The following is a 23,774-nucleotide window of genomic DNA, read 5'->3' on the forward strand; positions in this document are numbered from 1 at the left end:
GAGGGGGTCGGATGGGACGGCGCGTTACACGTATTGTGTGGGTGCGGTTTCCCCCGCGTTTGCTTTCTTGGATTCAATACCGTAATCGCGGGTGAACCCGCTCCCACAAGAGTCTTAGCCGTAGCGCTTGCGAGCCTCGATCGCCAGCCCGCTGCCGATGCTGCCGAAGATGTTGCCTTCCACGTGCCGCGCCTTCGGCAGCATCGCCGCCACGCTCTGGCGCAGTGCCGGGATGCCGCTGGAACCGCCGGTGAAGAACACCGTGTCCACCTGTTCCACACCCACGCCGGCCTTGAGCAGCAGTTCATCGACACTACCGCGCACCCGCTCCAGCAGGTTGTCGATGGATTGCTCGAACAGCGCCCGGGTCAGGTCGACGCTCAGTTCCTTCTCGATCCGCCCCAGGTCCACCAGGCGGTTCTGCTCATGGGTCAGCTCGATCTTGGTGGCTTCCACTTCCATCGCCAGCCAGTGCCCGGCGCGCTGCTCGATCAGCTTGAACAGGCGGTCGATGCCCAGGGTGTCCTCGATGTCGTAGCGCATGCTGCCCAGGGCCAGCTGGGATTTCTGCGAGTACACCGAGTTGATGGTGTGCCAGGTGGCCAGGTTGAGGTGGTAGCTGGTGGGCATCAGCGCCTGGCTCTTCATCCGGCTGCCATAGCCGAACAGCGGCATCACGCCTTGCAGGCTCAGTTGCTTGTCGAAGTCGGTCCCGCCGATATGCACGCCGCCGGTGGCGAGGATGTCGTCCTGGCGGTCGTCGAGCATGTGCCGCTCGGGAGCCAGGCGGATCAGGGTGAAGTCCGAGGTACCGCCGCCGATGTCGACAATCAGTACCAGCTCCTCGCGCTCGATGCCGGACTCGTAGTCATAGGCCGCGGCGATCGGCTCGTACTGGAAGGACACGTCCTTGAAGCCGATCTTGCGCGCCACTTCGGCCAGGGTGTCCTCGGCCTCCTGGTCGGCGGCCTGGTCGTCGTCGACGAAATGCACCGGGCGGCCCAGCACCACTTGCTCGAAGTCGCGGCCGGCGTTGGCTTCGGCGCGTTTCTTCAGCTCGCCGATGAACATCCCCAGCAGGTCCTTGAACGGCAGGGCGGTGCCCAGCACGCTGGTGTCGTGCTTGATCAGCTTGGAACCGAGCAGGCTTTTCAGGGATCGCATGAGACGCCCCTCGTAGCCTTCCAGGTATTCGTGCAGGGCCAGGCGACCGTACACCGGGCGGCGCTCCTCGATATTGAAGAACACCACCGACGGCAGGGTGATCTTGCCGTCTTCGAGGACGATCAAGGTCTCTTCGCCGGGGCGGTGCCAGCCGACGGTGGAGTTTGACGTGCCGAAGTCGATACCACAGGCACGGGCCGGGGATGCATGAGTCATGGAAGCGGTTCCGGGGAAAAACGGCCGCGCAGTTTATGCCAGCCGTGGACAGAATCAAGACCGATTATCTGTCTGGCGACAAACCCTTGGCGGTCTTGAAAGGCTATGCTCTACCCCAATCTTCACAGGCAGTGCATTTCAACCGATGGTGATTCCTTAGATGGATTTCAAAGACTATTACAAGATCCTTGGCGTAGAGCCGACGGCGGATGACAAGGCGATCAAGACCGCCTACCGCAAGCTCGCGCGCAAGTATCACCCGGACGTCAGCAAAGAGCGTGACGCCGAGGACAAGTTCAAGGAGGCCAACGAGGCCTACGAAGTGCTGGGCGACGCGGCCAAGCGCGCCGAGTACGACGAGATCCGCAAGTACGGCGGCCAGCACGGCCGGCCGTTCCAGGCACCGCCGGGCTGGGAAAGCCGTGGCGGCGCGGGCGGCGGTGGCTTCGGTGGCGGCGGTGACTTCTCCGATTTCTTCAGCTCGATCTTCGGATCGGCCGGTCGCGGCAACGGCAATCCGTTCGGTCGCGCTCAACAGCAGCGCAGTGCCGGTCGGCGAGGTCAGGACGTGGAAATGGAACTGGCGGTGTTCCTCGAAGAGACCCTGTCCAACGAGTCGAAGAAGATCAGTTTCCAGGTGCCCCAGCACAACGCCATGGGCCAGCGCACCGGCGACACGACCAAGACCCTCAACGTCAAGATCCCCGCCGGAGTGACCGACGGCGAGCGCATCCGCCTCAAGGGCCAGGGCGCGCCGGGCGTGGGTGGCGGGGCGAACGGCGACCTGTACCTGGTGATCCGCTTCGCACCTCATCCGCTGTTCGATGTCGAAGGTCATGACCTGATCATCACCGTGCCCCTGGCACCGTGGGAAGCGGCGCTGGGCACCAAGGTGGAAATGCCTACCCTGACCGGCAAGGTCAACCTGACCATCCGTCCGGACAGCCAGAGCGGCCAGCGCCTGCGGATCAAGGGCATGGGCCTGGCCAACAAGCAGGGCCAGCGCGGCGACCTGTACGCGCAACTGAAGGTGGTGATGCCGGCCCAGTCGGACGCCGCCACCCGTGAACTGTGGAGCAAACTGTCGGAGAAGGCCGGGTTCAACCCGCGAACTCAATGGAGTAAGTGACCATGAGTAGCACCCTGATCGTTCAGCTGGACATGCGTACCTTCTGCCAGGAAGCCGATCTCACGGCCGACTGCGTGATGGAAATCGTCGAACACGGCATCGTTGAACCTTCAGGGCGAACGCCGGAGGACTGGTTGTTCGACGACCGTTCGCCGGTGCTGGCCAAGCGTGCGGCGCGGCTGCACGCGGAGCTGGAGCTGGAATGGGAAGGGGTGGCGCTGGCGCTGGAGTTGCTGGAGGAAGTGCGGCAGTTGCGCAGTGAGAACGATATGCTTCGCCAGCGGTTGGGGCGGTTCGTGCAGTAATTCAAGAACATCACGGACCCTGTGGGAGCGGGTTCACCCGCGATTGCGGCAGTGGGCTCACCATCGCAATCGCGGGTGAACCCGCTCCCACAAGGTCCGCTCTAGCGGCACCTACGTTGGAGGAACAGCCCCCGGATTCAACACCAGTTGCATGAAGGTCAGATCCAGCCACCGCCCGAACTTCACCCCCACCTGCGGCATCTCCCCGGTCACCTTGAACCCGAGCTTTTCGTGCAGGCGGATCGAGGCCGCATTGCCGCTCTCGATCGCCGCCACCATCACATGCTTGTCGCACTGGCGAGCCCGCCCGATCAGGGCCTCCATCAGCCTCAGACCCAAACCATGCCCGCGCTGGTCGGCACGGATATACACCGAATGCTCCACGGTATGGCGAAAACCCTCGAACGGCCGCCAGTCACCGAACGAAGCGTACCCGGCGACTTCTCCAGTCTCATCCACGGCCACGATGATCGGGTAACCCTGCACTGCGCGCCCGTCGAACCAGGCCTGGCGGTTGGCCAGGTCCACGGGCTGCTCGTTCCAGATCGCCGTGGTGTTGAGCACGGCGTCGTTGTAGATGTCGCGGATGCCCGGCAGGTCGGCAGGCACGGCGTCGCGGAGGGTGTGAGGCATGGTGGTTATCCACAGGCTGGGGCAGGCCGCCAGATTAAATGGTTACCAGCCCGCGCACACCTTCGGCCTCCATGTTTTCACCACGGCCCTGCTGGACGATTTCGCCACGGGACATCATCAGGTACTGGTCGGCCAGTTCGGCGGCGAAGTCGTAGAACTGTTCCACCAACAGGATCGCCATGTCGCCGCGGGCCGCCAGCTTGCCGATCACCGCGCCGATCTCCTTGATCACCGAGGGCTGGATGCCTTCGGTGGGCTCGTCGAGGATCAGCAGGCGCGGTCGGCTGGCCAGGGCGCGGCCGATGGCCAGCTGTTGCTGCTGGCCGCCGGAGAGGTCGCCGCCACGGCGCTGCTTCATCTGCAGCAACACCGGGAACAGCTCGTAGATGAATTCCGGGACCTTCTTCGCCTCGCTGGCGCCGAAGCGCGACAGGCCCATCAGCAGGTTTTCCTCGACGGTCAGGCGCGGGAAGATCTCGCGCCCCTGGGGCACGTAGGCGATGCCGGCCTGGACCCGCTGGTGCGGCTTGAGTGCGGTGATGGCCTTGCCTTCCCAACTGACGCTGCCTTCCTTGGCGGGCACCAGGCCCATCAGGCAACGCAGCAGGGTGGTCTTGCCGACGCCATTGCGACCGAGCAGGCAGGTCACTTCGCCGATCTTCGCTTCGAAGGACAGGCCGCGCAGGATGTGGCTGCCGCCGTAGTACTGATGCAGGGAATCGATTTTCAGCATGTTGTTGTCCTTACCTTCCCAGATAAACCTCGATCACCCGATCATCCGCCTGCACCTGCTCCAGCGACCCTTCGGCCAGCACACTGCCCTGGTGCAGCACGGTGACATGGTCGGCGATGCTGCCAACGAAGCCCATGTCATGCTCCACCACCATCAGCGAGTGCTTGCCGGCCAGGCGCTTGAACAGTTCGGCGGTGAACTCGGTCTCGGCATCGGTCATGCCCGCCACCGGCTCGTCGAGCAGCAGCAACTGCGGGTCCTGCATCAGCAGCATGCCGATCTCCAGGAACTGCTTCTGCCCGTGGGACAGCAGCCCCGCCGGGCGCTGGCGCGAGGCGTCGAGGCGGATGGTGGCCAGGACCTCGTCGATACGGTCGCGCTGCTCGCCACTGAGACGGGCACCGAGGCAGGCCCACACCGACTTGTCGGTCTTCTGCGCCAGCTCCAGGTTCTCGAACACCGTCAGCGCCTCGAACACCGTGGGCTTCTGGAACTTGCGGCCGATCCCGGCCTGGGCGATCTCGACCTCGCTCATGCGGGTCAGGTCGAGGGTGTCGCCGAACCAGGCCTTGCCGCTGGTAGGGCGGGTCTTGCCGGTGATCACGTCCATCATGGTGGTCTTGCCGGCGCCATTGGGGCCGATGATGCAGCGCAGCTCGCCGACGCCGATGTACAGGTTCAGCGCGGTCAGGGCCTTGAAGCCGTCGAAGCTGACATGGATGTCCTCCAGGGTCAGCACCGTGCCGTGGCGTGCGTCCAGGCCGGGCCCGACCACCTGGCCGAGGCCGATGGCGTCACGGCCGCTGCCCGCGTCGAGAATGGGTTCGAGCATGAACTCGGGATGGATCGACGGCAGTCTCATTGTTCGCCCCTTTTCTTCAGCAGGCCGACCACGCCCTTGGGCAGGTACAGGGTGACGAGGATGAACAGCGCGCCGAGGAAGAACAGCCAGAACTCCGGGAACGCCACGGTGAACCAGCTCTTCATGCCATTGACCAGGCCGGCGCCGAGCAGCGGGCCGATCAGCGTGCCACGGCCACCAAGGGCAACCCACACGGCGGCTTCGATGGAGTTGGTCGGCGACATCTCGCTGGGGTTGATGATGCCCACCTGCGGTACGTACAGCGCCCCGGCCAGGCCGCAGAGCACGGCGCTGAGGACCCAGACGAAGAGCTTGAAACCACGCGGGTCGTAGCCGCAGAACATCAGGCGGTTTTCCGCGTCGCGCAAGGCGGTGAGCACCCGGCCGAATTTGCTCCGTGCCAGGCGCCAGCCCACATACAGGCTGCCCGCCAGCAGTGCCACGGTCAGCAGGAACAGCACCGCGCGGGTGCCTTGGGCGGTGATGTCGAAGCCGAGCAGGGTGCGGAAGTTGGTGAAGCCGTTGTTGCCGCCGAAGCCGGTCTCGTTGCGGAAGAACAGCAGCATGCCGGCGAAGGTCAGGGCCTGGGTCATGATCGAGAAGTACACGCCCTTGATCCGCGAGCGGAAGGCGAAGTAGCCGAACACCAGGGCCAGCAGTCCCGGTGCCAGCACCACCAGGCACATGGCCCAGGCGAAATGCTGGGTGCCGGCCCAGTACCAGGGCAGTTCGCTCCACGACAGGAAGCTCATGAACGCCGGCAGGCCGTCGCCAGCGGCTTCGCGCATCAGGTACATGCCCATGGCGTAGCCACCGAGGGCGAAGAACAGGCCGTGGCCGAGGGAGAGCAACCCGGCGTAGCCCCAGACCAGGTCCAGGGCCAGGGCGACGATGGCATAGCAGAGGATCTTGCCCACCAGGGTCAGGGTGTAGGCCGAGACCTGCAGGGCATGGCCGTCGGGCAGCAGCGACAGCAGTGGCAGGGCGACCAGCACGGCGAGGACGATGGCGCCGATGGCCAGGGACAGCCGCGGTCCGGCTTTTTGCGTGGCGGTGACAAGCAGTGGCTGGTTCATCAGTCGATTACCCGTCCCTTGAGGGCGAACAGGCCTTGCGGACGCTTCTGGATGAACAGAATGATCAGCGCAAGGATGAGGATCTTGCCGAGCACCGCACCGATCTGCGGTTCCAGCAGCTTGTTGGCGATGCCCAGGCCGAACGCGGCCCACAGGCTGCCGGCGAGCTGGCCGACGCCGCCGAGCACCACCACCAGGAAGGAGTCGATGATGTAGCTCTGGCCGAGGTCGGGGCCGACGTTGCCGATCTGGCTCAGGGCCACGCCGCCGAGGCCGGCGATGCCCGAGCCGAGGCCGAAGGCGAGCATGTCCACGCGCCCGGTGGGCACGCCGCAGCAGGCGGCCATGTTGCGGTTCTGGGTGACGGCGCGCACGTTGAGGCCCAGGCGGGTCTTGTTCAGCAGCAGCCAGGTCAGCAGCACGACGAACAGGGCGAAGCCGATGATCACGATGCGGCTCCAGGGCAGTACCAGGTTCGGCAGTACCTGGATACCGCCGGACAGCCAGGCCGGGTTGGCCACCTCGACGTTCTGCGCGCCGAAGAACAGGCGGATGGCCTGGATCAGGATCAGGCTGATGCCCCAGGTCGCCAGCAGGGTTTCCAGTGGTCGCCCGTAAAGGTGGCGGATCACCGTGCGCTCCAGGAGCATGCCGACCCCGGCGCTGACGGCGAAGGCCACCGGCAGTGCGAGCAGCGGGTAGAACTCGATGGCGCCGGGGGCGTAGCGCTGGATCAGCACCTGCACCACGTAGGTGCTGTAGGCGCCGAGCATGAGCATCTCGCCATGGGCCATGTTGATCACCCCGAGCAGGCCGAAGGTGATGGCCAGGCCGAGGGCGGCCAGGAGCAGGATCGAGCCCAGGGAGAGGCCGCTGAAGGCCTGGCCGAGCAGTTCGCCCAGCAGCAGCTTGCGCTTGACCTGGGCCAGGCTGGTTTCCGCGGCGGTACGCACGCCGGCGTCGCTTTCCACGGCGGGGTCGAGCAGGGCTTCGAGGCGGGTGCGGGCCATGGGGTCCCCGGTCTCGCCGAGCAGGCGCACGGCAGCCAGGCGTACCGAAGGTTCGGCGGCGGCCAGTTGCAGGTTGGCCAGGGCCAGGCCGAGGGCGGCGTGGACGCTGTCGTCTTTCTCCTGGGCGTACTGGCGGTCGAGGAAGGCGACCTGGGCCGGTTGCGCGCTCTTCTGCAGTTGTTGCGCGGCTTGCAGGCGCAGGTTGGCGTCGCTGCTGAGCAGTTGATGGCTGGCCAGGGCGTTGTCCACCAGCCCGCGCAGGCGGTTGTTCAGGCGCAGCTTGCGCTCGCTGTCGGGCAGGCGGCCTTGCTGCAAGGCCGTCAGCAGCGGCAGGCGGCCGGGATCGGGTTGTGCCGCCCAGTCCTGGAGCAGGCGGGCCTGGTCGTTGGGCTTGGCGGTGGCGAAGTATTCGGCTTCGCTGGCGTGTGCGGCGAGGGGCAGCAGCAGGCACAGGCAAAGCAGGAGGTGGTAGAGGGCCTTGGGCATGGAGCGGGGTCCCTTTTCTGGTAGAGGGAGGTGCGGTGTTCTTGAGGGCCTCATCGCTGGCAAGCCAGCTCCCACAGGGATCGCGGGTGGCCTGCCAGCGGTGTTGCCTTCAGGGGATCAGTTGCCCTTCACCGCATAATCCGGACGCTTGTCATTGCCCGGAATGAACGGACTCCACGGCTGCGCCCGCAGTGGCTGCTCGGTTTCCCAGACCACGTTGAACTGCCCGTCATCCTGGATCTCGCCGATCATCACCGGCTTGTGCAGGTGGTGGTTGGTCTTGTCCATGGTCAGGGTGAAGCCCGACGGCGCCTTGAAGCTCTGTCCGGCAAGGGCTTCGCGGACCTTGTCGACATCGGTGCTGCCGGCTTTCTCGACGGCCTGCGCCCACATGTGGATGCCGACATAGGTGGCCTCCATCGGGTCGTTGGTCACCGCCTTGTCGGCGCCTGGCAGGTTCTTCGCGTTGGCGTAGGCTTTCCAGTCGCTGACGAACTGGGTGTTGACCGGGTTATCCACCGACTCGAAGTAGTTCCACGCGGCCAGGTGGCCCACCAGCGGCTTGGTGTCGATGCCGCGCAATTCTTCCTCGCCCACCGAGAACGCCACCACCGGCACGTCGGTCGCCTTCAGGCCCTGGTTGGCCAGCTCCTTGTAGAAGGGCACGTTGGAGTCGCCGTTGACCGTGGAGATGACCGCCGTCTTGCCGCCGGCGGAGAACTTCTTGATGTTGGCGACGATGGTCTGGTAATCGCTGTGGCCGAACGGGGTGTAGACCTCTTCGATGTCCTTGTCGGCCACGCCCTTGGAGTGCAGGAAAGCGCGCAGGATCTTGTTGGTGGTGCGCGGATAGACGTAGTCGGTGCCCAGCAGGAAGTAGCGCTTGGCCGCGCCGCCATCCTCGCTCATCAGGTATTCCACCGCCGGGATCGCCTGCTGGTTCGGCGCCGCGCCGGTGTAGAACACGTTCGGCGACATTTCCTCACCCTCGTATTGCACCGGATAGAACAGCAGGCCGTTGAGTTCCTCGAACACCGGCAGCACCGACTTGCGCGACACCGAGGTCCAGCAGCCGAACACCACCGCGACCTTGTCCTGGGTCAGCAACTGGCGGCTCTTCTCGGCGAACAGCGGCCAGTTGGAGGCCGGGTCGACCACCACCGGTTCGAGCATCTTGCCGTTGACCCCGCCCTTGGCGTTGATCTGTTCGATGGTCATCAGCGCCATGTCTTTCAGCGAGGTTTCCGAAATCGCCATGGTCCCGGACAGGGAATGCAGGATGCCGACCTTGATGGTCTCGGCGGCCTGGATAGTCCAGCTCAGGCCCATCGCGGCGATGGATGCACTGAGGGTAAAGGCCTTGATCAGACTGCGACGCTTCATGGGTGCTCTCTCCGTTGAGTTCGTATTTGGCGGTAAGGCAAATGGCGACTGCGCGGATAGAGCGATAGCAAGGGCTGTGCCGGATTGTGTACAGGCTCTGGAACAAGGGTTTCAGCGGATTGTGAGCGATGCGTGCACCGCCCTGGAGCCCAGGACGGAGGCACGGTGCAGGCCGTTGCGCGCTGATGGTGCGCAACGGCCTGGCGGGGCGGGGATCAGCGTTGCGTCGAGCTGATGTGGCTGCGCGGCTGGCGACGGCTGCGCACGAACTGGTAGGTCACGGTGAGGATCACGAACCAGATCGGGGTGACCATCAGCGCCTGGCGGGTATCGGCCTCGAAGCTCAGCAGGACCAGGATGAAGGCGAAGAACACCAGGCACGCCCAGCACATGAAGCGCCCGCCCGGCATCTTGTACTTCGACGCCGCGTGCAGCGCCGCGCGCTGTTTGCGGTAGGTCAGCCAGGACAGCAGGATCAGCGACCAGACGAACATGAACAGGATCGCCGAGACGGTGGTCACCAGGGTGAAGGCCTCCATCAGGTCCGGAATCACGTACATCAGCGCGGCGCCGAGGAGCAGGCAGGTGCAGGAGAAGTACAGGCCGTTGGCCGGCACGTCACGGTTCGACAGCTTCTCGAAGGCCTTCGGTGCATCGCCCTCCTGGGCCAGGCCGAAGAGCATGCGGCTGGTGGAGAACACGCCGCTGTTGGCCGAGGAGGCGGCCGAGGTCAGTACCACGAAGTTGATCACCGCCGCGGCAGCCGGCAGGCCGGCGAGGATGAACAGCTCGACGAACGGGCTCTTGTTCGGCACCACGTCACGCCATGGGGTCACGGCCATGATCGCGATCAGGGCGAACACGTAGAACATGATGATGCGCAGCGGGATCGAGTTGATCGCCCGTGGCAGGGTGCGCTCCGGGTCCTTGGCTTCGGCGGCGGTGGTCCCCACCAGTTCGATGCCGACGAAGGCGAACACGGCGATCTGGAAGCCGGCGAAGAAGCCCATCAGGCCATGGGGGAACATGCCGCCGTCATTCCACAGGTTGCCCAGGCTGGCGGTGCTGCCGGAGGGCGACTGGAAGCCGCTGATGATCATGTACAGGCCGGTGCCGATCAGGCCGACGATGGCGATGATCTTGATCATGGCGAACCAGAACTCGATCTCGCCGAACAGCTTCACGGTGATCAGGTTCAGCGACAGCAGCACGCCGACGCACAGGATCGCCGGGACCCACTGCGGCAGGTCGGGGAACCAGAACTGCGTGTAGCCGGCAATGGCGATCACATCGGCGACGCCGGTGATGACCCAGCAGAACCAGTAGGTCCAGCCGGTGAAGTAGCCGGCCCAGGGGCCGAGCAGGTCGGCGGAGAAATCGATGAAGGACTTGTAGTTGAGGTTCGACAGCAGCAGCTCGCCCATCGCCCGCATGACGAAGAACAACATGAAGCCGATGATCATGTAGACGAAGATGATCGACGGGCCGGCGAGGCTGATGGTCTTGCCCGAGCCCATGAACAGGCCGGTACCGATGGCCCCGCCGATGGCGATGAGCTGGATGTGGCGGTTGGTGAGGTTGCGTTGCAGGTGATGCTCCTGCCCGTCCTTAGTAATGTCTTGATTCATTGCATGCATTCCATAAATCGCAGTCTTCTTGTATGTGAAGCGGCGGCTAGGCTATCACGGGAATCCGCGGGGTAGACGCGACAAGATGACTCGACTTTAGGGGAATGCCCTGTTTTGAAGCGCTTGATGTGGGAGCGGGTTCACCGGAACGCCGCTCCCACAAGGGCAGTGCCGTTTTCAGGCCCGCGCCACCAGCAGGCGCTTGCCGAACACCCGGTCCAGCCCCCACACCACCAGCATCGAGATCCCTACCAGCGGAAACGCCACCCCCAGCACCACCATCACCACCGTCGCGGTCTTCCAGCGTGGCAGGTCGTGGCGCAGCGGTGGAACACCGAGGCCGCCCTGGGGACGGCGTTTCCACCACATCACCAGGCCGCTCAGCGAACCGAGCAGGACCATCAGGCAGATCAGCAGGATCAGCATCTGGTTGACCACGCCGAACATCTTGCCTTCATGCAGCATCACCCCCAGCTCCGTGGCACGGGCTACCGGGCTGTAGTCCTTCCAGCGCACGTCCACCAGGACCTTGCCGGTGTACTGGTCGACATGCAGGGTGGCGTCGTTGCGCGGGTCGTCGGCGAACACGGCGATGGTGAACACGCCACTGGCGGTCTTCGGCAGGGTGATGCTGTAGCCGGGTTCGACGCTGCGAGCGGTTGCGATGTCCTCGACCTGCTGCAGGCTCACTTGCGGCGCCGCCGGACCGCTGTCCATGTGCATATGGCCCTGGTGCTCGGCATGGGCGCCGCCGGACGCCGGCAGCGGCGTGTTTTCCACCGCCCACGGCACCGTCTGCCGCGCCGCGTTGTTCAAGGTGCGGGCTTCCTGGTCCGACGTGGGCACGTCGTTCCACATGGCCGCCGGAAAGCGATTCCACAGGTCGGCGTACTGCTTGCCCCAGAAGCCGGTCCAGGTCATGCCGCTGAGCAGCATCAACAGCAGGACCAGCGAACCCCAGAAGCCGCTGACCGCATGCAGGTCGCGCCACAGCAGGCGCCCGCGGGCATTCATCCGCGGCCAGAACACCCCGGCGAAACGCCCGCCCCGTGGCCACCACAGGTACAACCCGGAGACGACCAGGACGATGCCCCAGCCAGCGGCCAGTTCCACAACGCGGTCGCCGACCGTGCCGACCATCAGTTCGCCGTGCAGCGCCCGGGCCACGGCTTGCAGGTTGCCCTTGGCATCCTGCTCGCCCAGCACCTTGCCGCTGTAGGGATCGACGAACACATTCAGTTCCTGCCCGTCGCGCGTGACCACGAATTGCGCACTGCGATCGGCGGCGGGCGCCGGCAGGTACTGGCTGATCGCGCTGCCCGGATACGCCGCCTGCACCTGGGCCAGCAGGTGATCGGCCGGGTACTTGTGATGCCCGGCCTCGACCATCATCAGCGAGCGGTACATCAACGGATCCAGCTGCGGCTTGAACAGGTAGATGATCCCGGTGACCGCCAGCACGATCATGATCGGGGCTACGAACAGCCCGGCGTAGAAATGCCAGCGCCAGGCCAGGTTGTAGAAGGAAAACGATGGCTTGCTCATGCAAGGCTCCCGAATGAGGGGCGCGGCCAGCGGCCGCGCCCTGGCTGGATCAGAAACTCAGGTCGACCTTGGTCCACAAGGTGCGTCCCGGCTCGTTCACCGTTTCCGTGCCGGAGTAACCGAAGCCGGCGTTGCCCGCCAGGTTCAGGTGCTCGGCATAGTTCTTGTCGAACAGGTTGTCGACGCCGGCGCTGAGCTTGAGGTTCTTGGTCACGCGGTAGGCACCGTTGAGCGAGAACACGCCGAAGCCGCCGGACTTGTCGAAGTCCTTGCCGACGATGTTGCCGTAGTTCTCCGAGACCCGGTTCTGCGCGGAAACCAGGCGCCACAGGGCTCCGGCGCTCCAGTCGCTTTCGCTGTAGGTCAGGCCGAGGCGGCTTTCCAGGGGCGGCATCTGCGGCAGCGCCGAGCCGTCGCTGCTGTTCTTGCCCCAGGCGTAGGCCAGGGTGGCGTCGGCTTTCCAGTTGGAGGTCAGCTGGTAGGCCACACCCATCTCGCCGCCCATGATCCGCGCATCGACGTTGTCGGCGCGGGACACGTTGGCGCCGCCACGGTAGTCATAGAGGATGTAGTCGCGCACCTGGCCGATGTAGCCGGAGGCCCAGGCCTCCAGGGTCTCGGTCTTGTACTGGATGCCGAAGTCGAGCTGGGTGGTTTTCTCTGGCTTGATCGAATCGAAGGCGTTGACCGAGCCTGCCGGGCCGGAGGTCGGCGAGAACAGCTCCCAGTAGTCGGGGAAGCGCTGGGCGTGACCCAGGCCGACGTAGGTGGTGGCGGGAATATCCAGCAGATCGTGCTCGTAACGCACGAAGCCGCTGGGCAGGGTGTCGGCGCGGGTGTCGCCGGCGGTGGGGTTGGGCATGCTCATCATCCCCGAGCCGATGCGCTGGCGGAAATCCTTGGCCGAGGCGCGGTCCAGGCGGGCGCCGCTGATCAGGCGGTCCTGGCTGTCCAGTTCCCAGGTCAGCTCGCCGAACACGCCGTAGTTGTGGAAGTCGGCGTCCTTGGTCCAGGGCAGGTTGCCGTAGGTGTTGACCCCCATGCTGCTGCGCTGGCGGTGTTCGTTGGTCTGCGCGTCGATACCGCTGACCAGCGTCACGTCCTCCCAGCGCCAGGTGCCCTTGATGCGCGCGCCGAGGGTGCGGCGGTCGACATTGGCGGCCATGGGGCCGGCCATCATCCCGGTGCCAGAAGGCGTGCGCAGGCTGTAGTTGTCCATCACGTGGTCGGCGTAGTTGTAGTAGACCTGCGCCTCTATCTTGTCGAAGACCTCGCCGATATTGGCTTTCTCGAAGCGCAAGCCGAGGCTTTCGCGCTTGAACTGCGAACCGTCCATGCCGCGTCCGGCGTAGCGAGCCTCGCCGTCGCCGCGCCCGGCGGTGAGCTCCAGCAGGGTGTCGCTGTCCGGGGTCCAGCCGACGGCGACATCGCCGTTCCACTTGTCCCACTTCGACGGCACGGTGTCGCCATGGCCGTCCTTGTAGTCATCGGAGCGCGACTGGTTGCCGACGAAGCGTACATAGCCTTCGCGACCGCCGGCTGCAGCATCCAGCAGTTTGTCGAAGCGGCCGTTGGAGCCGGCCAGCAGGCTGGCATTGACCCGGGTGCCGAGCTCGCCGAACTTCTCCGGTTCACGCTCGAAGAGGATGGTCCCGGCGGAAGCGCCCGGGCCCCATTGCACGGTCTGCGGGCCCTTGATCACGGTGAGGCGGTCGTAGGTTTCCGGCGAGATGTAGGAGGTCGGGGCGTCCATGCGGTTCGGGCAGGCGCCGAGCATCACGCCGCCGTTGGTGAGGATGTTCAGGCGCGAACCGAACATGCCGCGCAGCACCGGATCGCCATTGGTGCCGCCGGAGCGGATCGCCGAGAAGCCGGGGATGGTCTTCAGGTAGTCGGCGCCATCGCTGGCCGGGACCGGCTGGCGTGGGTCCTTGGGGTTGGTGACGATGGTCAGCGGCGAGCTGGGTGCCACGGCGGTGATCACCGTCGGGCTGAGTTCCGCGTTGTCGTGGTCATGGCCTTCGTGGCCGGTTTCCGCGGCCAGGGCGACCGGGGCAAGCAGGCTGCCGCAAAGCAGTGCGATGGTCCCGCGCAGGGACAAACGATGGACAGGGGTAGAGCTGGACATAGGTTTTCCAACATCGATCGGTCATGAGGGTGCACGCGGGCACGGCAAGGGGCCGTTCGCGAAGCACGGGTCGTCAGGGTGTCAGGCGATCGAAGCGGAAGGTGGCGCGCGGCTGCGGGCCCCAGGGAAGAACGCCCGGCGTGGCGGGCCCTGGCGCGGGTGGGCGATGAACTGGCGGCTGGTCGGAATGGCTTCGCTGTTGAGCAGGCTCAGTTGTTGCGGCAAGGCCGGGCAGTGGAAGAACAGGCTGCAATAGCCGCACTTCTCCCACATCACATGCATCGAGGCATCGCCGCCATGGTGGCTGTCGCCGTGATGGCCGCCGCCCATGTCCATCTCCATGCCCATCGGCATGGAGCCACTGTGATCCATCGGCATCGACTGGGAAACCAGCGGTCCGATGAAGATCATCAGCATGGCGAACAGGCTCAGCCAGCCCGCGCGTCTGCTCCTGGAGTCAGGACGCGGTGGCCGGTGCCGGGCAGGGCGGGCGAAGCGCATGGCGCGCGGCGTTCAGCGGATCAATGCTGGTGGGCGGCGGTCCCTTCCGGCGGCTGTTTCTGCACCGCCACTTCGACGGTGACGTCACCGGCTTTCTCGAAGTGCAGGGTCAGCGGGAAGCGCTTGCCGTCGGAGAGCAGGCTGCGGTCCTTGGGCTGCATGATCATCACGTGGTAGGCGCTGGGGCTGAAGGTGACCTGGCCATGGGCCGGGACCACGACGTTCGGCACCTGCTGCATGCGCATCACATCGCCGTTCATCACGTGCTCGTGCAGTTCCGAGCGATCGCTGATCGGGGTGTCGACGCTGAGCAGGCGGTCGGCCTCGGCGCCCTTGTTGTCGATGACGAAGTAGGCGGCGACGTTGGGCGCGTTGGGCGGCAGTTCCAGCGACCATGGGTGGGCGATATGCAGGTTGCCGGCGTTGTATTCGTGGGCACTGGCAAAGGTGGCGGGCAGCAGCAGGGCGGCCAGCAGCATGACGTTCTTGAGCATGGGATATCTCCGGTCGATTCAGATTGTGCGCGTGTAAGAGCGTAGGTGAATCAGACCGAAGGGGAGGCGCGGGGATTGAGTGCGGGCCAGCGCTCGCGGGGGGTGGGCGGCGCGGGGTGTTGCGCGTCGAGAGTGCTGGCCAGGGTGTGTTCGGGCAGCGTAAGTTGCGCGGGGGTACCGGGCAGGGCCAGGGTCGGCGCGGCGCCGGAGCAGCACCAGCAATGCTGCATGACGGCATGCTCGTCGTTGCCCTGGCCGGGGTCGATCTGGCCGATGGACACGGCGATCAGCTTGGTGCCGCCGGTGGAGCAGAAGGCGCCCCAGAGCAACTGGTCGGCGGGCGCCTTGGCGGCGGACGCGGACATCGGCATCGCCAGCAGGTTGAACAGCACTGCGAAGCAGGCGATCCAGGCGTAGGCGAGCCGGTTGGAGGACATGGGGTGACCCGTTGGGATTCGAATGGTGGCTATTTAGCCAGAAGATCCGGGGGATGTAAAAAATGGGGGTGCGATGAAGTGCCGCAGGCGGGTTGACACGTAACCTTGTGGGAGCGGGTGAACCCGCTCCCACAAGGTCCTTGGTCAGCTTCAGGATTTGGTCCGGCCCAGCATCCCTCTCACAGCCTCCTGCAGGTCCGCCGGCAACACCACCATCTTGGCGTTGTCGCTGCCCGCCAGGTTCTCCATGGCATTGATGTAGCGCTCACCCAGCAGGTACATCGCCGGCGTCACATCGGTGCCCACCGCATTCTTCACCAGGGTGATGGCCTGGGCCGAGGCTTCCGCCAGGTTCACCTGGGCCGCGGCGTCCAGCTTCGCTGATTCCTGCCGCGCCTGGGCTTCGAGGATGGCCGCCTGCTTGGCGCCCTCGGCGCGGGTCACGTCGGCTTTACGCTCACGCTCCGCCGCCGCCTGGCGCTCCATGGCCGCCTGCATGTTCGGCGATGGCTTGATGTCCTGGATCTCCACCGAGCGCACGGTGATGCCCCAGTCCTCGGTCTGCTCGGACATTGCCTCGCGCAGGCGCGCCTTGATCTGCTCGCGGCTGGACAGCGCTTCGTCGAGGTCCATGGCGCCGACGATGGCGCGCAGCGCGGTCATGGTCAGGCTGGTGACCGCGTAGGTGTAGTTCTCGACGCCGTAGGCGGCCTTCTGCGGGTCGACCACCTTGGCGAAGCACAGGGCGTTGGCGACGATCACCGCGTTGTCGCGGGTGATGATTTCCTGCTGCTGCACATCGAGGATGATGTCCTTGGTCGGCAGGCGGTAGGCCACCACGTCCATGTACGGAATGAGGATGTTCAGGCCCGGCTTGAGGGTGGTGTGGTAGCGCCCCAGGCGCTCGACGATCCATTCCTCGCCCTGGGGCACGATGCGCACGCCCTTGAACACCGTGACGAGGACGAACAGGGCGATGGTTGCGGTAATGATCAGACTGGTCATGACAGTTCCTTTGTTGATGTCCCGGGGATGCAGGTCAGGCCTTGCCGACCCGTACGGTGTTGCCTTCGATGGCGAGGATGCGCACCCGCTCGCCGGCGGCGATGTCGGCGCCGGCGATGCAGGTCCATTCCTCGTTGCCGAGGATCGGCTTCTGGAAACGCACGCGGCCCTTCTGGAATTCCGAGACCGGCGCCACCAGCAGGCCGACCTCGCCGATCACCTCGTCCGCGGTCCAGCGGTTGTCAGCCTTGCGCGGCTTGAACACCTTGAACCACAGGGCCACGGTCAGCGACGACAGCACCACCCAGATGATCAGCTCGCTGGCCAGGCTCAGCCCCGGCCATAGCCCGGCGATCACCCCGACGGCCACGGCACCGATTCCGAACCAGATGATGAAGAAGGTGGGCAGCACCAGTTCCAGCAGGATCAGGCCGAAGCCCAGCACCAGCCAGATCCACCATTGCAGTTCCATAATCGCAGCCTTGCGTGGGAGGGGATCACGCATTGGAAACGCTTGCCCGGGTATTGGCAATACCCGGGTGGATTACCGGGCGTTTCCGTCGGTCAGCGCCGCCAGCAGGCTGGCCGGGTCGGCGAAATGGCGGTCGACGTCAGGCAGTTCGGGACGGGCGAGGATCAGCACGGGAATGCCGCGTTCACGGGCTACCTGCAGCTTGGGTTCGGTGGCGCCGCTGCCGCTGTTCTTGCTGACCAGCACGTCGATCTGCCGGCGTTCGAACAAGCTGCGTTCATCTTCCAGCAGGAAGGGCCCGCGGGCGCCTATCACTTCGCAACGCACATTGCCGGGGCAGGCTTCGAGGGCCCGCAGGGTCCAGAACTGCTCCGGGGGGATTTCGTCGAGATGCTGCAGCGGCTCGCGGCCGAGGGTGAACAGCGGGCGGCGAAACGGGCGCAGTGCCTCGATCAGTCCGCTCCAGTCGTGCACCTCGCGCCAGTCGTCGCCGGGTTGCGGCGTCCAGGCCGGACGACGCAGGGCCCAACAGGAAACGCCTGCCAGGCTGGCGGCGCGGGCCGCGTTGGCGCTGATTCGCGCGGCATAGGGATGGGTGGCGTCGACCAGCAGGTCGATGCCTTCGTCCTGGATGAAGGCGGCCAGGCCCTCGGCGCCGCCAAAGCCGCCCACGCGTACGCGGCAGGCGAGGTCGTCCGGCACGCGGCCGATGCCGGCGAGGCTATAGATGTGCTCCGGGCCCAGCTGGCGGGCGATGCGCAGGGCTTCCGCGACGCCTCCGAGCAGCAGGATGCGCCGGCTCATGCCTCGGCGTCCTTGAACACTTCCAGGAGTGTAATCGGCAGGGCCTGGCGCCAGGTGTCGAAGCCGCCCAGGGGCTGGGCCTGGGCCACATGGATGCGGGTCAGCTCGCCGCCATGGCGCTCGCGCCAGTCCATCAGGCGCACTTCGCTTTGCAGGGTGACCGCGTTGGCCACCAGGCGCCCGCCCGGGCGCAGTTGTTCCCAGCAGTGTTCCAGTACACCGGGAACGGTGACTCCGCCACCGATGAAGATCGCGTCCGGCCGTTCCAACCCGTGCAGGGCCTCCGGGGCACGGCCGCGCACCAGGTGCAGCCCGGGCACGCCGAGGGCGTCGCGGTTGAATTCGACCAATTGCTGGCGCCCCTCGTCGGCTTCGATCGCCAGGGCGCGGCAGGACGGATGGGCGCGCATCCACTCGATGCCGATCGAGCCGCTGCCGGCACCGACGTCCCAGAGCAGTTCGCCCGGGCGCGGGGCGAGGCGGGCGAGGGTGATGGCGCGGACATCGCGCTTGGTGATCTGGCCGTCGTGGCGGAAGGCGCTGTCCGGCAGTCCGGCCAGAGGCGACAGGCGTGGTGCGCTGGCATCGGCCAGGCATTCGATGGCGAGCAGGTTGAGGTCGGCGACGCTGTCGACGTTCCAGTCGCTGGCGGTGCCTTGCACATGGCGCTCGGCTGCGCCGCCCAGGTGTTCCAGGACGTGCAGGCGGCTGGGGCCGAAACCGCATTCGCGCAGCAGCGTGGCGATCGCTGCCGGGCTGCTGCCGTCGTTGCACAGCACCAGCAGGCGCTGGCCGCTGTACAGGTGGCCATTCAACTGCGCCAGCGGGCGCGCGACCACGGACAGGATCACCACGTCCTGCAACGGCCAGCCAAGACGCGCGGCGGCCAGGGCGCAGGACGAGGGCGCGGAAAGCACATTCAGCTCCGCGGCCGGCACCTGCCGCGCCAGGCTGGCACCGACGCCGTAGAACATCGGATCGCCGCTGGCCAGCACGCATACCGGCTCGCCGCGCAGCGCCAGGACCCCGGCCAGGGAGAACGGGCTGGGCCAGGCCAGGCGCTCGGCTTTCAGGCAATGGGGCAGCAGGTCGAGCTGGCGCGGGCTGCCGAACACCTTGGCGGCACCGAGCAAGGCGCGGCGGGCCTGCTTGCCGAGGCCGCTGAAGCCGTCTTCGCCAATTCCAACTATGGTCAACCAGGGCGCCATGCCGTTCCTCTTTTCCAGGTCAATCCGACCGGCAGGCTTGGCCCGCCGCCGGGCAAAGCAGGCATAATACCGCGCCTTCGCGACCACCAACGCCTTTTGACGATTGACGGGTGACCCCTTGAACCAGTCCCGGCCCGCTCCTGCCATTCGCCCCTCGGCCTGCCCGGGGTTGTGGCGCATCGTCCAGGCGCTGGATGGCGGCATCTCGCGGATCAAGCTCGACGCCGGCCATCTCGAAGCCGACCAGGCCGAGGCACTGGCTGCGGCCGCCGAGCGTTTCGCCGGTGGCGTGATCGAGGTGACCAACCGCAGCAACTTGCAGATCCGTGGCGTCGGCGACGATCACCAAGGCTTGGTCGCGCAACTGCTCGGCGCCGGTCTCGGCCCGCGGGAGGCAGCCGGCGACGATGTGCGCAACCTGATGCTCAGCCCCGCCGCCGGCTTCGATCCGGCGATGCTGTTCGACACCCGGGCGCTGGGCGCGCGAATTCTCGATCTGCTGCAGACCACGCCGCGCTTCCATGAGCTCTCGGCCAAGTTCTCCGTGCAGCTGGACGGTGGCGAGGACATGGCGATGCTCTGGCATCCCCACGATCTCTGGCTTTCGCCCCTGCACCTGGACGACCAGTTGTGGCTGGCCTTCGGCCTGGCCGGCTGCCCCGGGCATGACGCACCGCTGGGTGCGGTACCGCTGGCGCAGGGCCTGGCCCTGGTGCACGGGGTGCTGGCGCGTTTCCTCGATCTGGCCGATAGCGGCCAGTCGCGCATGCGCCAGTTGCTCGGCACGATCGGCGTCGACACCTTCCTTGCCGGCCTGCCGCTGGCCTTGCGTCGCGACGCCGCGGTACTCGAATGGCGCCGCCGCGGACGTGACCTGGCGCTGCACCTGGGTGTCTACCCCCAGCGGCAGGAAGGGCGGGTCGCGGTCGGCGCCATGGCGCCACTCGGTCGCCTCAGCGCCCGGCAACTGCGTGGCGTTGCCGCGCTGGCCCGGGAGTTGGGCGACGGCAGCCTGCGCATGACGCCCTGGCAGAGCGTGCTGCTGCCCAACGTGGCGAGCGCCCAGGCCGAGCGCGTGCTGGCCGGCCTTGCCTGTCTCGGGCTGGTCGCCGACGCCGCCGCGCCGCTTGCCGGCGTGGTCGCCTGCACCGGATCGGCCGGCTGTGCCAAGGCCCAGGCCGACACCAAGGCCGATGCCGTGCAACTGGCAGCCAGCCTGCGTCGCCGCGGCCCGGTGGCGGGCATCCACCTGAGCGGCTGCAAGCGTTCCTGCGCCATGGCCCATACCGCGCCGAGCACCCTGCTGGCGGTCGGCCCCGGACGCTACGACCTGTATTTTCACGACCCGGCGCAGCCGGGCCCCGGCACCCTCGCCGGGCGCAACCTGACATTGGAAGAAGCGGGCGCCACGCTGGACGCCCGCCACGGAGCCCCCTCGATGATTGATTACATCCGCGACGGCCAGGAGATCTATCGCAACTCCTTCGCCATCATCCGCCAGGAGGCCCGCCTGGAGCGGATTCCGCCCGACCTGGAAAAGCTCGCGGTGCGGGTGATCCATGCCTGCGGCATGGTCGAGGTGGTGGACCGCCTGCAGTTCTCCGCCGGTGCCGGCAAGGCCGGGCGTGATGCCCTGGCCGCCGGGGCGCCGATTCTCTGCGACGCACGCATGGTCGCCGAAGGCATCACCCGCGCGCGCCTGCCGGCCAACAACGAAGTGATCTGCACCCTGCGCGACGAGAGCGTGCCGGAGCTGGCAAAAGAGCTGGGCAACACCCGCTCGGCGGTGGCCCTGGAGCTGTGGCGGCCGTACCTGGAAGGCAGCGTGGTGGTGATCGGCAACGCGCCGACCGCGCTGTTCTACCTGCTGGAGATGATCGATGCCGGCGCCCCGAAACCGGCGCTGATCCTCGGCTTCCCGGTGGGCTTCGTCGGCGCCGCCGAATCCAAGGCGATGCTCGCGGCAGACAGCCGGGGCGTGCCCTTCGTCATCGTCGAAGGTCGCCTTGGCGGCAGCGCCATGGCTGCCGCGGCGGTCAACGCCCTCGCCACGGAGGTGGAATGATGCAGGCTCGCGGACGTTTGCTGGGCCTGGGCGTTGGTCCCGGCGATCCTGAACTGATCACCCTCAAGGCCTTGCGCCTGCTGCGCGAAGCGCCGGTGGTGGCGTACTTCGTCGCCAAGGGCAAGCGCGGCAACGCCTTCGGCATCATCGAGCAGCACTTGCAGAGCGAGCAGACCCTGCTGCCGCTGGTCTACCCGGTGACGACCGAAGCGCTGCCGGCGCCGCTGTCCTACGAGCAGATGATCAGCGACTTCTACGACGAAGCCGCCGTCAGCGTCGCCGAGCACCTGGATGCCGGTCGCGACGTGGCGGTGATCTGCGAGGGCGATCCGTTCTTCTACGGCTCGTACATGTACCTCCACGACCGCCTCGCCGAACGCTACGACGCCGAAGTGATTCCCGGCGTGTGCTCGATGCTCGGGGGCGCCTCGGTGCTCGGTGCGCCACTGGTGTACCGCAACCAGAGCCTGTCGGTGCTCTCCGGCGTGCTGCCCCATGACGAACTCAAGCGTCGCCTGGCCGACGCCGATGCAGCGGTGATCATGAAGCTGGGGCGCAACTTCCCCAAGGTCCGCGAGGTGCTTTCCGAGCTGGGCCTGGACGGCCGCGCGCTGTACGTCGAGCGGGCGACCATGGCCAACCAGAAGATCGTCGCGCTGGATGAGGTGGACCCGCAGTCGTCGCCGTACTTCTCGCTGATCATCGTTCCCGGCGAAAGGTGGCAAGGCTGATGACCCGACGCGCACCCGCCATTGTCGTGCTTGGCAAGGGCAGCCTTGACACCGCCCGGAAAATCCAGCGTTTCTACCCCGATGCCCTGATCCACGGCCTGGCCGGCCGGGTCGAGGGTGTCGATCGCAGTTATGCGGAGTTCGGCGCCACGTTGCGCCAGCTCTACCAGCAGGACACGCCGATCATTGCCCTGTGCGCTGCCGGCATCGTCATCCGCAGCCTCGCCAGTGTATTGCTGGAGAAGGGCGCCGAACCGCCGGTACTGGCGGTGGCCGAGGACGGCAGCGCGGTGGTGCCGTTGCTGGGCGGGCTCGGTGGGGTGAACTTCATGGCCCGGGAAATCGCCGCCGGGCTGGGCGTTGCCGCGGCGATCACCACCAGCGGTGAGCTGCGCTTCGGCACCTGCCTGCTCAATCCGCCCAGCGGCTACGCCCTGGCCGACCTGGAGCTGGGCAAGCGCTTCGTTTCCGACCTGCTGGCGGGTGAAAGCGTGCGCATCGAAGGCGCGGCACCGTGGCTGGACGAAGCTCACCTGCCGCAGCGCGATGACGCGCAACTGACCATCCGCGTCGGCTGTGGCGAACGTGAGGCGGCGGCCAATGAACTGCTGATCCATCCGCGCTGCGTGCTGGTGGCGGTCGATACCAGTGTTCCGGCTCTGGCCGAGGCGGTGCGCGGGGCATTGCACCAGGCGAAGATCGCCGAGGCTTCGCTGGCCTGCCTGCTCGCCAGTGAAGCAGACATGGCCGACCCGGCCCTGCACGCGGCGGCTGCCGAGTTGGGCGTGCCGCTGCGCTTCGCCTCGGCACAGGCCTCGGTCAGTGCCCTGGCGGCCCAGGCGCTGCCGCAACTGCTGGCGCCGCAGGCGGTGGGCGAGGGCCTGGCGATTGCCGTGGCCGCCGAGCCGATCGATCCGCAGCGCATCGGTCGCGCCCGTGGCCGCGTCGCGGTGATCGGCCTCGGCCCTGGCGCTGCCGAGCTGATGGCACCGGCGGTCAAGGCCGAACTGGCCCGGGCCAACGATGTGCTGGGCTACGAGACCTACGTACGCATGGCCGGGCCGTTCCGTGCCGACCAGGTGCTGCACTGCACCGACAACCGTGAGGAACTGCAACGCGCCCGCCACGCCTTCGAGCTGGCGGCACAGGGGCGTTCGGTGATCGTGGTCTCGTCCGGCGATCCCGGCGTGTTCGCCATGGCCGCGGCGGTCCTGGAAGCACTGGAGGCGTCGAGCGATCCGGCCTGGCACCGGGTCGAGCTGGAAATGCTCCCGGGCATCTCCGCCTCGCTGGCCACTGCGGCGCAGGCCGGTGCGCCGCTGGGGCACGACTTCTGCGTGATCTCGCTGTCGGACAACCTCAAGCCCTGGTCGATCATCGAGAAGCGCCTCGACCTGGCCGCCCAGGCTGACCTGGCCATGGCCTTCTACAACCCGATCTCCCGCGCCCGGCCATGGCAGCTGGGCCAGGCCCTGGACATCGTGCGCCGGCACCGTGATGCCGCGACCCCGGTGGTGCTGGGACGCGATATCGCCCGGCCCGGACAGTCGCTGAAGGTGGTGACGCTGGGCGAGCTTGTGCCGGAGATGGTCGACATGCGCACCATGGTCCTGGTCGGGTCCTCCACCACCCGCACCTTCCCCCGTGCCGACGGCGGCGAGTGGGTCTACACGCCGCGCTGGTATCCAGCCACCTGAGTCCACGGTTTGCCTGGCAAAACCAGGAACGGCGGGGAAAGGTTTCGTTCCTGACCTCGCCG

At 66.6% G+C, this 23,774-nt stretch carries 22 protein-coding genes and 1 pseudogene; 6 read left to right on the forward strand and 17 right to left on the reverse strand.

Annotation, left to right across the window (positions count from 1 at the left end; all coding sequences use genetic code 11):
* Window positions 1–114 precede the first annotated feature (114 nt).
* Entirely contained in the window at window positions 115–1,380 is a 1,266-nt protein-coding gene (locus V0R59_RS24965) for an Hsp70 family protein (protein ID WP_330075728.1), read from the reverse strand.
* Window positions 1,381–1,540: 160 nt separating this feature from the next.
* Between V0R59_RS24965 and cbpA the strand changes: the two genes are divergently transcribed.
* Window positions 1,541–2,509, forward strand: a complete 969-nt coding sequence (gene cbpA, locus V0R59_RS24970; protein WP_330075729.1) for a curved DNA-binding protein — start codon at window positions 1,541–1,543, stop codon at window positions 2,507–2,509.
* Window positions 2,510–2,511: 2 nt separating this feature from the next.
* Window positions 2,512–2,814: a chaperone modulator CbpM gene (locus tag V0R59_RS24975; protein WP_330075730.1), complete on the forward strand. Its 303-nt coding sequence runs from the start codon at window positions 2,512–2,514 to the stop codon at window positions 2,812–2,814.
* Between the two features lie 111 nt (window positions 2,815–2,925).
* On the opposite strand, the gene V0R59_RS24980 is transcribed toward V0R59_RS24975, so the two are convergent.
* The 16 genes from V0R59_RS24980 to cbiE form a co-directional block, all read right to left on the reverse strand.
* Window positions 2,926–3,447: a GNAT family N-acetyltransferase gene (locus V0R59_RS24980; RefSeq protein ID WP_330075731.1), complete on the reverse strand. Its 522-nt coding sequence runs from the start codon at window positions 3,445–3,447 to the stop codon at window positions 2,926–2,928.
* 34 nt (window positions 3,448–3,481) lie between these two features.
* On the reverse strand, window positions 3,482–4,180 hold the full coding sequence (urtE, locus tag V0R59_RS24985) for an urea ABC transporter ATP-binding subunit UrtE (protein ID WP_330075732.1): 699 nt from the start codon (window positions 4,178–4,180) through the stop codon (window positions 3,482–3,484).
* Window positions 4,181–4,190: 10 nt separating this feature from the next.
* Window positions 4,191–5,042 (reverse strand): urea ABC transporter ATP-binding protein UrtD, encoded by an 852-nt coding sequence (gene urtD / locus V0R59_RS24990; RefSeq protein ID WP_330075733.1) that lies wholly within the window; start codon window positions 5,040–5,042, stop codon window positions 4,191–4,193.
* The gene (gene urtC, locus V0R59_RS24995) at window positions 5,039–6,118 is read right to left on the reverse strand and encodes an urea ABC transporter permease subunit UrtC (RefSeq protein WP_330075734.1); all 1,080 of its coding nucleotides are present in this window, start codon (window positions 6,116–6,118) and stop codon (window positions 5,039–5,041) included. Before urtC ends, urtD begins: the two co-directional genes overlap by 4 nt.
* Complete coding sequence (gene urtB, locus V0R59_RS25000) at window positions 6,118–7,614, reverse strand: urea ABC transporter permease subunit UrtB (RefSeq protein WP_330075735.1); 1,497 nt, start codon at window positions 7,612–7,614, stop codon at window positions 6,118–6,120. The genes urtC and urtB overlap by 1 nt, the downstream gene beginning before the upstream one ends.
* Window positions 7,615–7,731: 117 nt before the next feature.
* Window positions 7,732–8,997, reverse strand: coding sequence for an urea ABC transporter substrate-binding protein (gene urtA / locus V0R59_RS25005; protein WP_330075736.1), 1,266 nt, complete (start codon window positions 8,995–8,997; stop codon window positions 7,732–7,734).
* A 215-nt stretch (window positions 8,998–9,212) separates the two neighbouring features.
* Entirely contained in the window at window positions 9,213–10,625 is a 1,413-nt protein-coding gene (gene cycA / locus V0R59_RS25010) for a D-serine/D-alanine/glycine transporter (RefSeq protein WP_330075737.1), read from the reverse strand.
* Between the two features lie 177 nt (window positions 10,626–10,802).
* Window positions 10,803–12,170, reverse strand: a complete 1,368-nt coding sequence (locus V0R59_RS25015) for a PepSY-associated TM helix domain-containing protein (protein WP_330075738.1) — start codon at window positions 12,168–12,170, stop codon at window positions 10,803–10,805.
* 49 nt (window positions 12,171–12,219) lie between these two features.
* A complete protein-coding gene (locus V0R59_RS25020; RefSeq protein WP_330075739.1) occupies window positions 12,220–14,298 on the reverse strand; it encodes a TonB-dependent copper receptor in 2,079 nt (692 codons plus the stop codon).
* 81 nt (window positions 14,299–14,379) lie between these two features.
* On the reverse strand, window positions 14,380–14,799 hold the full coding sequence (locus tag V0R59_RS25025) for a DUF2946 domain-containing protein (RefSeq protein WP_330075740.1): 420 nt from the start codon (window positions 14,797–14,799) through the stop codon (window positions 14,380–14,382).
* A 20-nt stretch (window positions 14,800–14,819) separates the two neighbouring features.
* Complete coding sequence (locus tag V0R59_RS25030; RefSeq protein ID WP_330075741.1) at window positions 14,820–15,293, reverse strand: copper chaperone PCu(A)C; 474 nt, start codon at window positions 15,291–15,293, stop codon at window positions 14,820–14,822.
* 50 nt (window positions 15,294–15,343) lie between these two features.
* Window positions 15,344–15,730: a DUF2946 domain-containing protein gene (locus V0R59_RS25035; protein ID WP_330075742.1), complete on the reverse strand. Its 387-nt coding sequence runs from the start codon at window positions 15,728–15,730 to the stop codon at window positions 15,344–15,346.
* 150 nt (window positions 15,731–15,880) lie between these two features.
* Window positions 15,881–16,735 (reverse strand): SPFH domain-containing protein, encoded by an 855-nt coding sequence (locus tag V0R59_RS25040; RefSeq protein WP_330075743.1) that lies wholly within the window; start codon window positions 16,733–16,735, stop codon window positions 15,881–15,883.
* Window positions 16,736–16,769: 34 nt separating this feature from the next.
* Entirely contained in the window at window positions 16,770–17,207 is a 438-nt protein-coding gene (locus V0R59_RS25045) for an NfeD family protein (RefSeq protein WP_330075822.1), read from the reverse strand.
* Window positions 17,208–17,279: 72 nt separating this feature from the next.
* Window positions 17,280–18,011: a cobalt-precorrin-6A reductase gene (locus tag V0R59_RS25050; RefSeq protein ID WP_330075744.1), complete on the reverse strand. Its 732-nt coding sequence runs from the start codon at window positions 18,009–18,011 to the stop codon at window positions 17,280–17,282.
* Window positions 18,008–19,219 carry a precorrin-6y C5,15-methyltransferase (decarboxylating) subunit CbiE gene (gene cbiE, locus V0R59_RS25055; protein ID WP_330075745.1) on the reverse strand — a complete coding sequence of 404 codons (1,212 nt, stop codon included), beginning with the start codon at window positions 19,217–19,219 and terminating at the stop codon, window positions 18,008–18,010. Before cbiE ends, V0R59_RS25050 begins: the two co-directional genes overlap by 4 nt.
* Window positions 19,220–19,322: 103 nt before the next feature.
* Here cbiE and cobG point away from each other — a divergent pair.
* The 4 genes and pseudogenes from cobG to cobJ all read left to right on the forward strand — a co-directional run bounded on the left by cobG (window position 19,323) and on the right by cobJ (window position 23,712).
* Window positions 19,323–20,665 (forward strand): annotated as a pseudogene (gene cobG / locus V0R59_RS25060) (precorrin-3B synthase).
* On the forward strand, window positions 20,658–21,284 hold the full coding sequence (locus tag V0R59_RS25065) for a precorrin-8X methylmutase (RefSeq protein WP_330075823.1): 627 nt from the start codon (window positions 20,658–20,660) through the stop codon (window positions 21,282–21,284). The pseudogene cobG and the gene V0R59_RS25065 overlap by 8 nt, the downstream one beginning before the upstream one ends.
* Window positions 21,281–22,015, forward strand: coding sequence for a precorrin-2 C(20)-methyltransferase (locus tag V0R59_RS25070; protein WP_330075746.1), 735 nt, complete (start codon window positions 21,281–21,283; stop codon window positions 22,013–22,015). Before V0R59_RS25065 ends, V0R59_RS25070 begins: the two co-directional genes overlap by 4 nt.
* On the forward strand, window positions 22,015–23,712 hold the full coding sequence (gene cobJ, locus V0R59_RS25075; RefSeq protein ID WP_330075747.1) for a precorrin-3B C(17)-methyltransferase: 1,698 nt from the start codon (window positions 22,015–22,017) through the stop codon (window positions 23,710–23,712). The genes V0R59_RS25070 and cobJ overlap by 1 nt, the downstream gene beginning before the upstream one ends.
* Window positions 23,713–23,774: the final 62 nt, after the last annotated feature.

It is taken from the genome of Pseudomonas ulcerans (assembly GCF_036324125.1).
In the GTDB taxonomy this organism is placed as follows: Bacteria; Pseudomonadota; Gammaproteobacteria; order Pseudomonadales; family Pseudomonadaceae; genus Aquipseudomonas; species Aquipseudomonas ulcerans.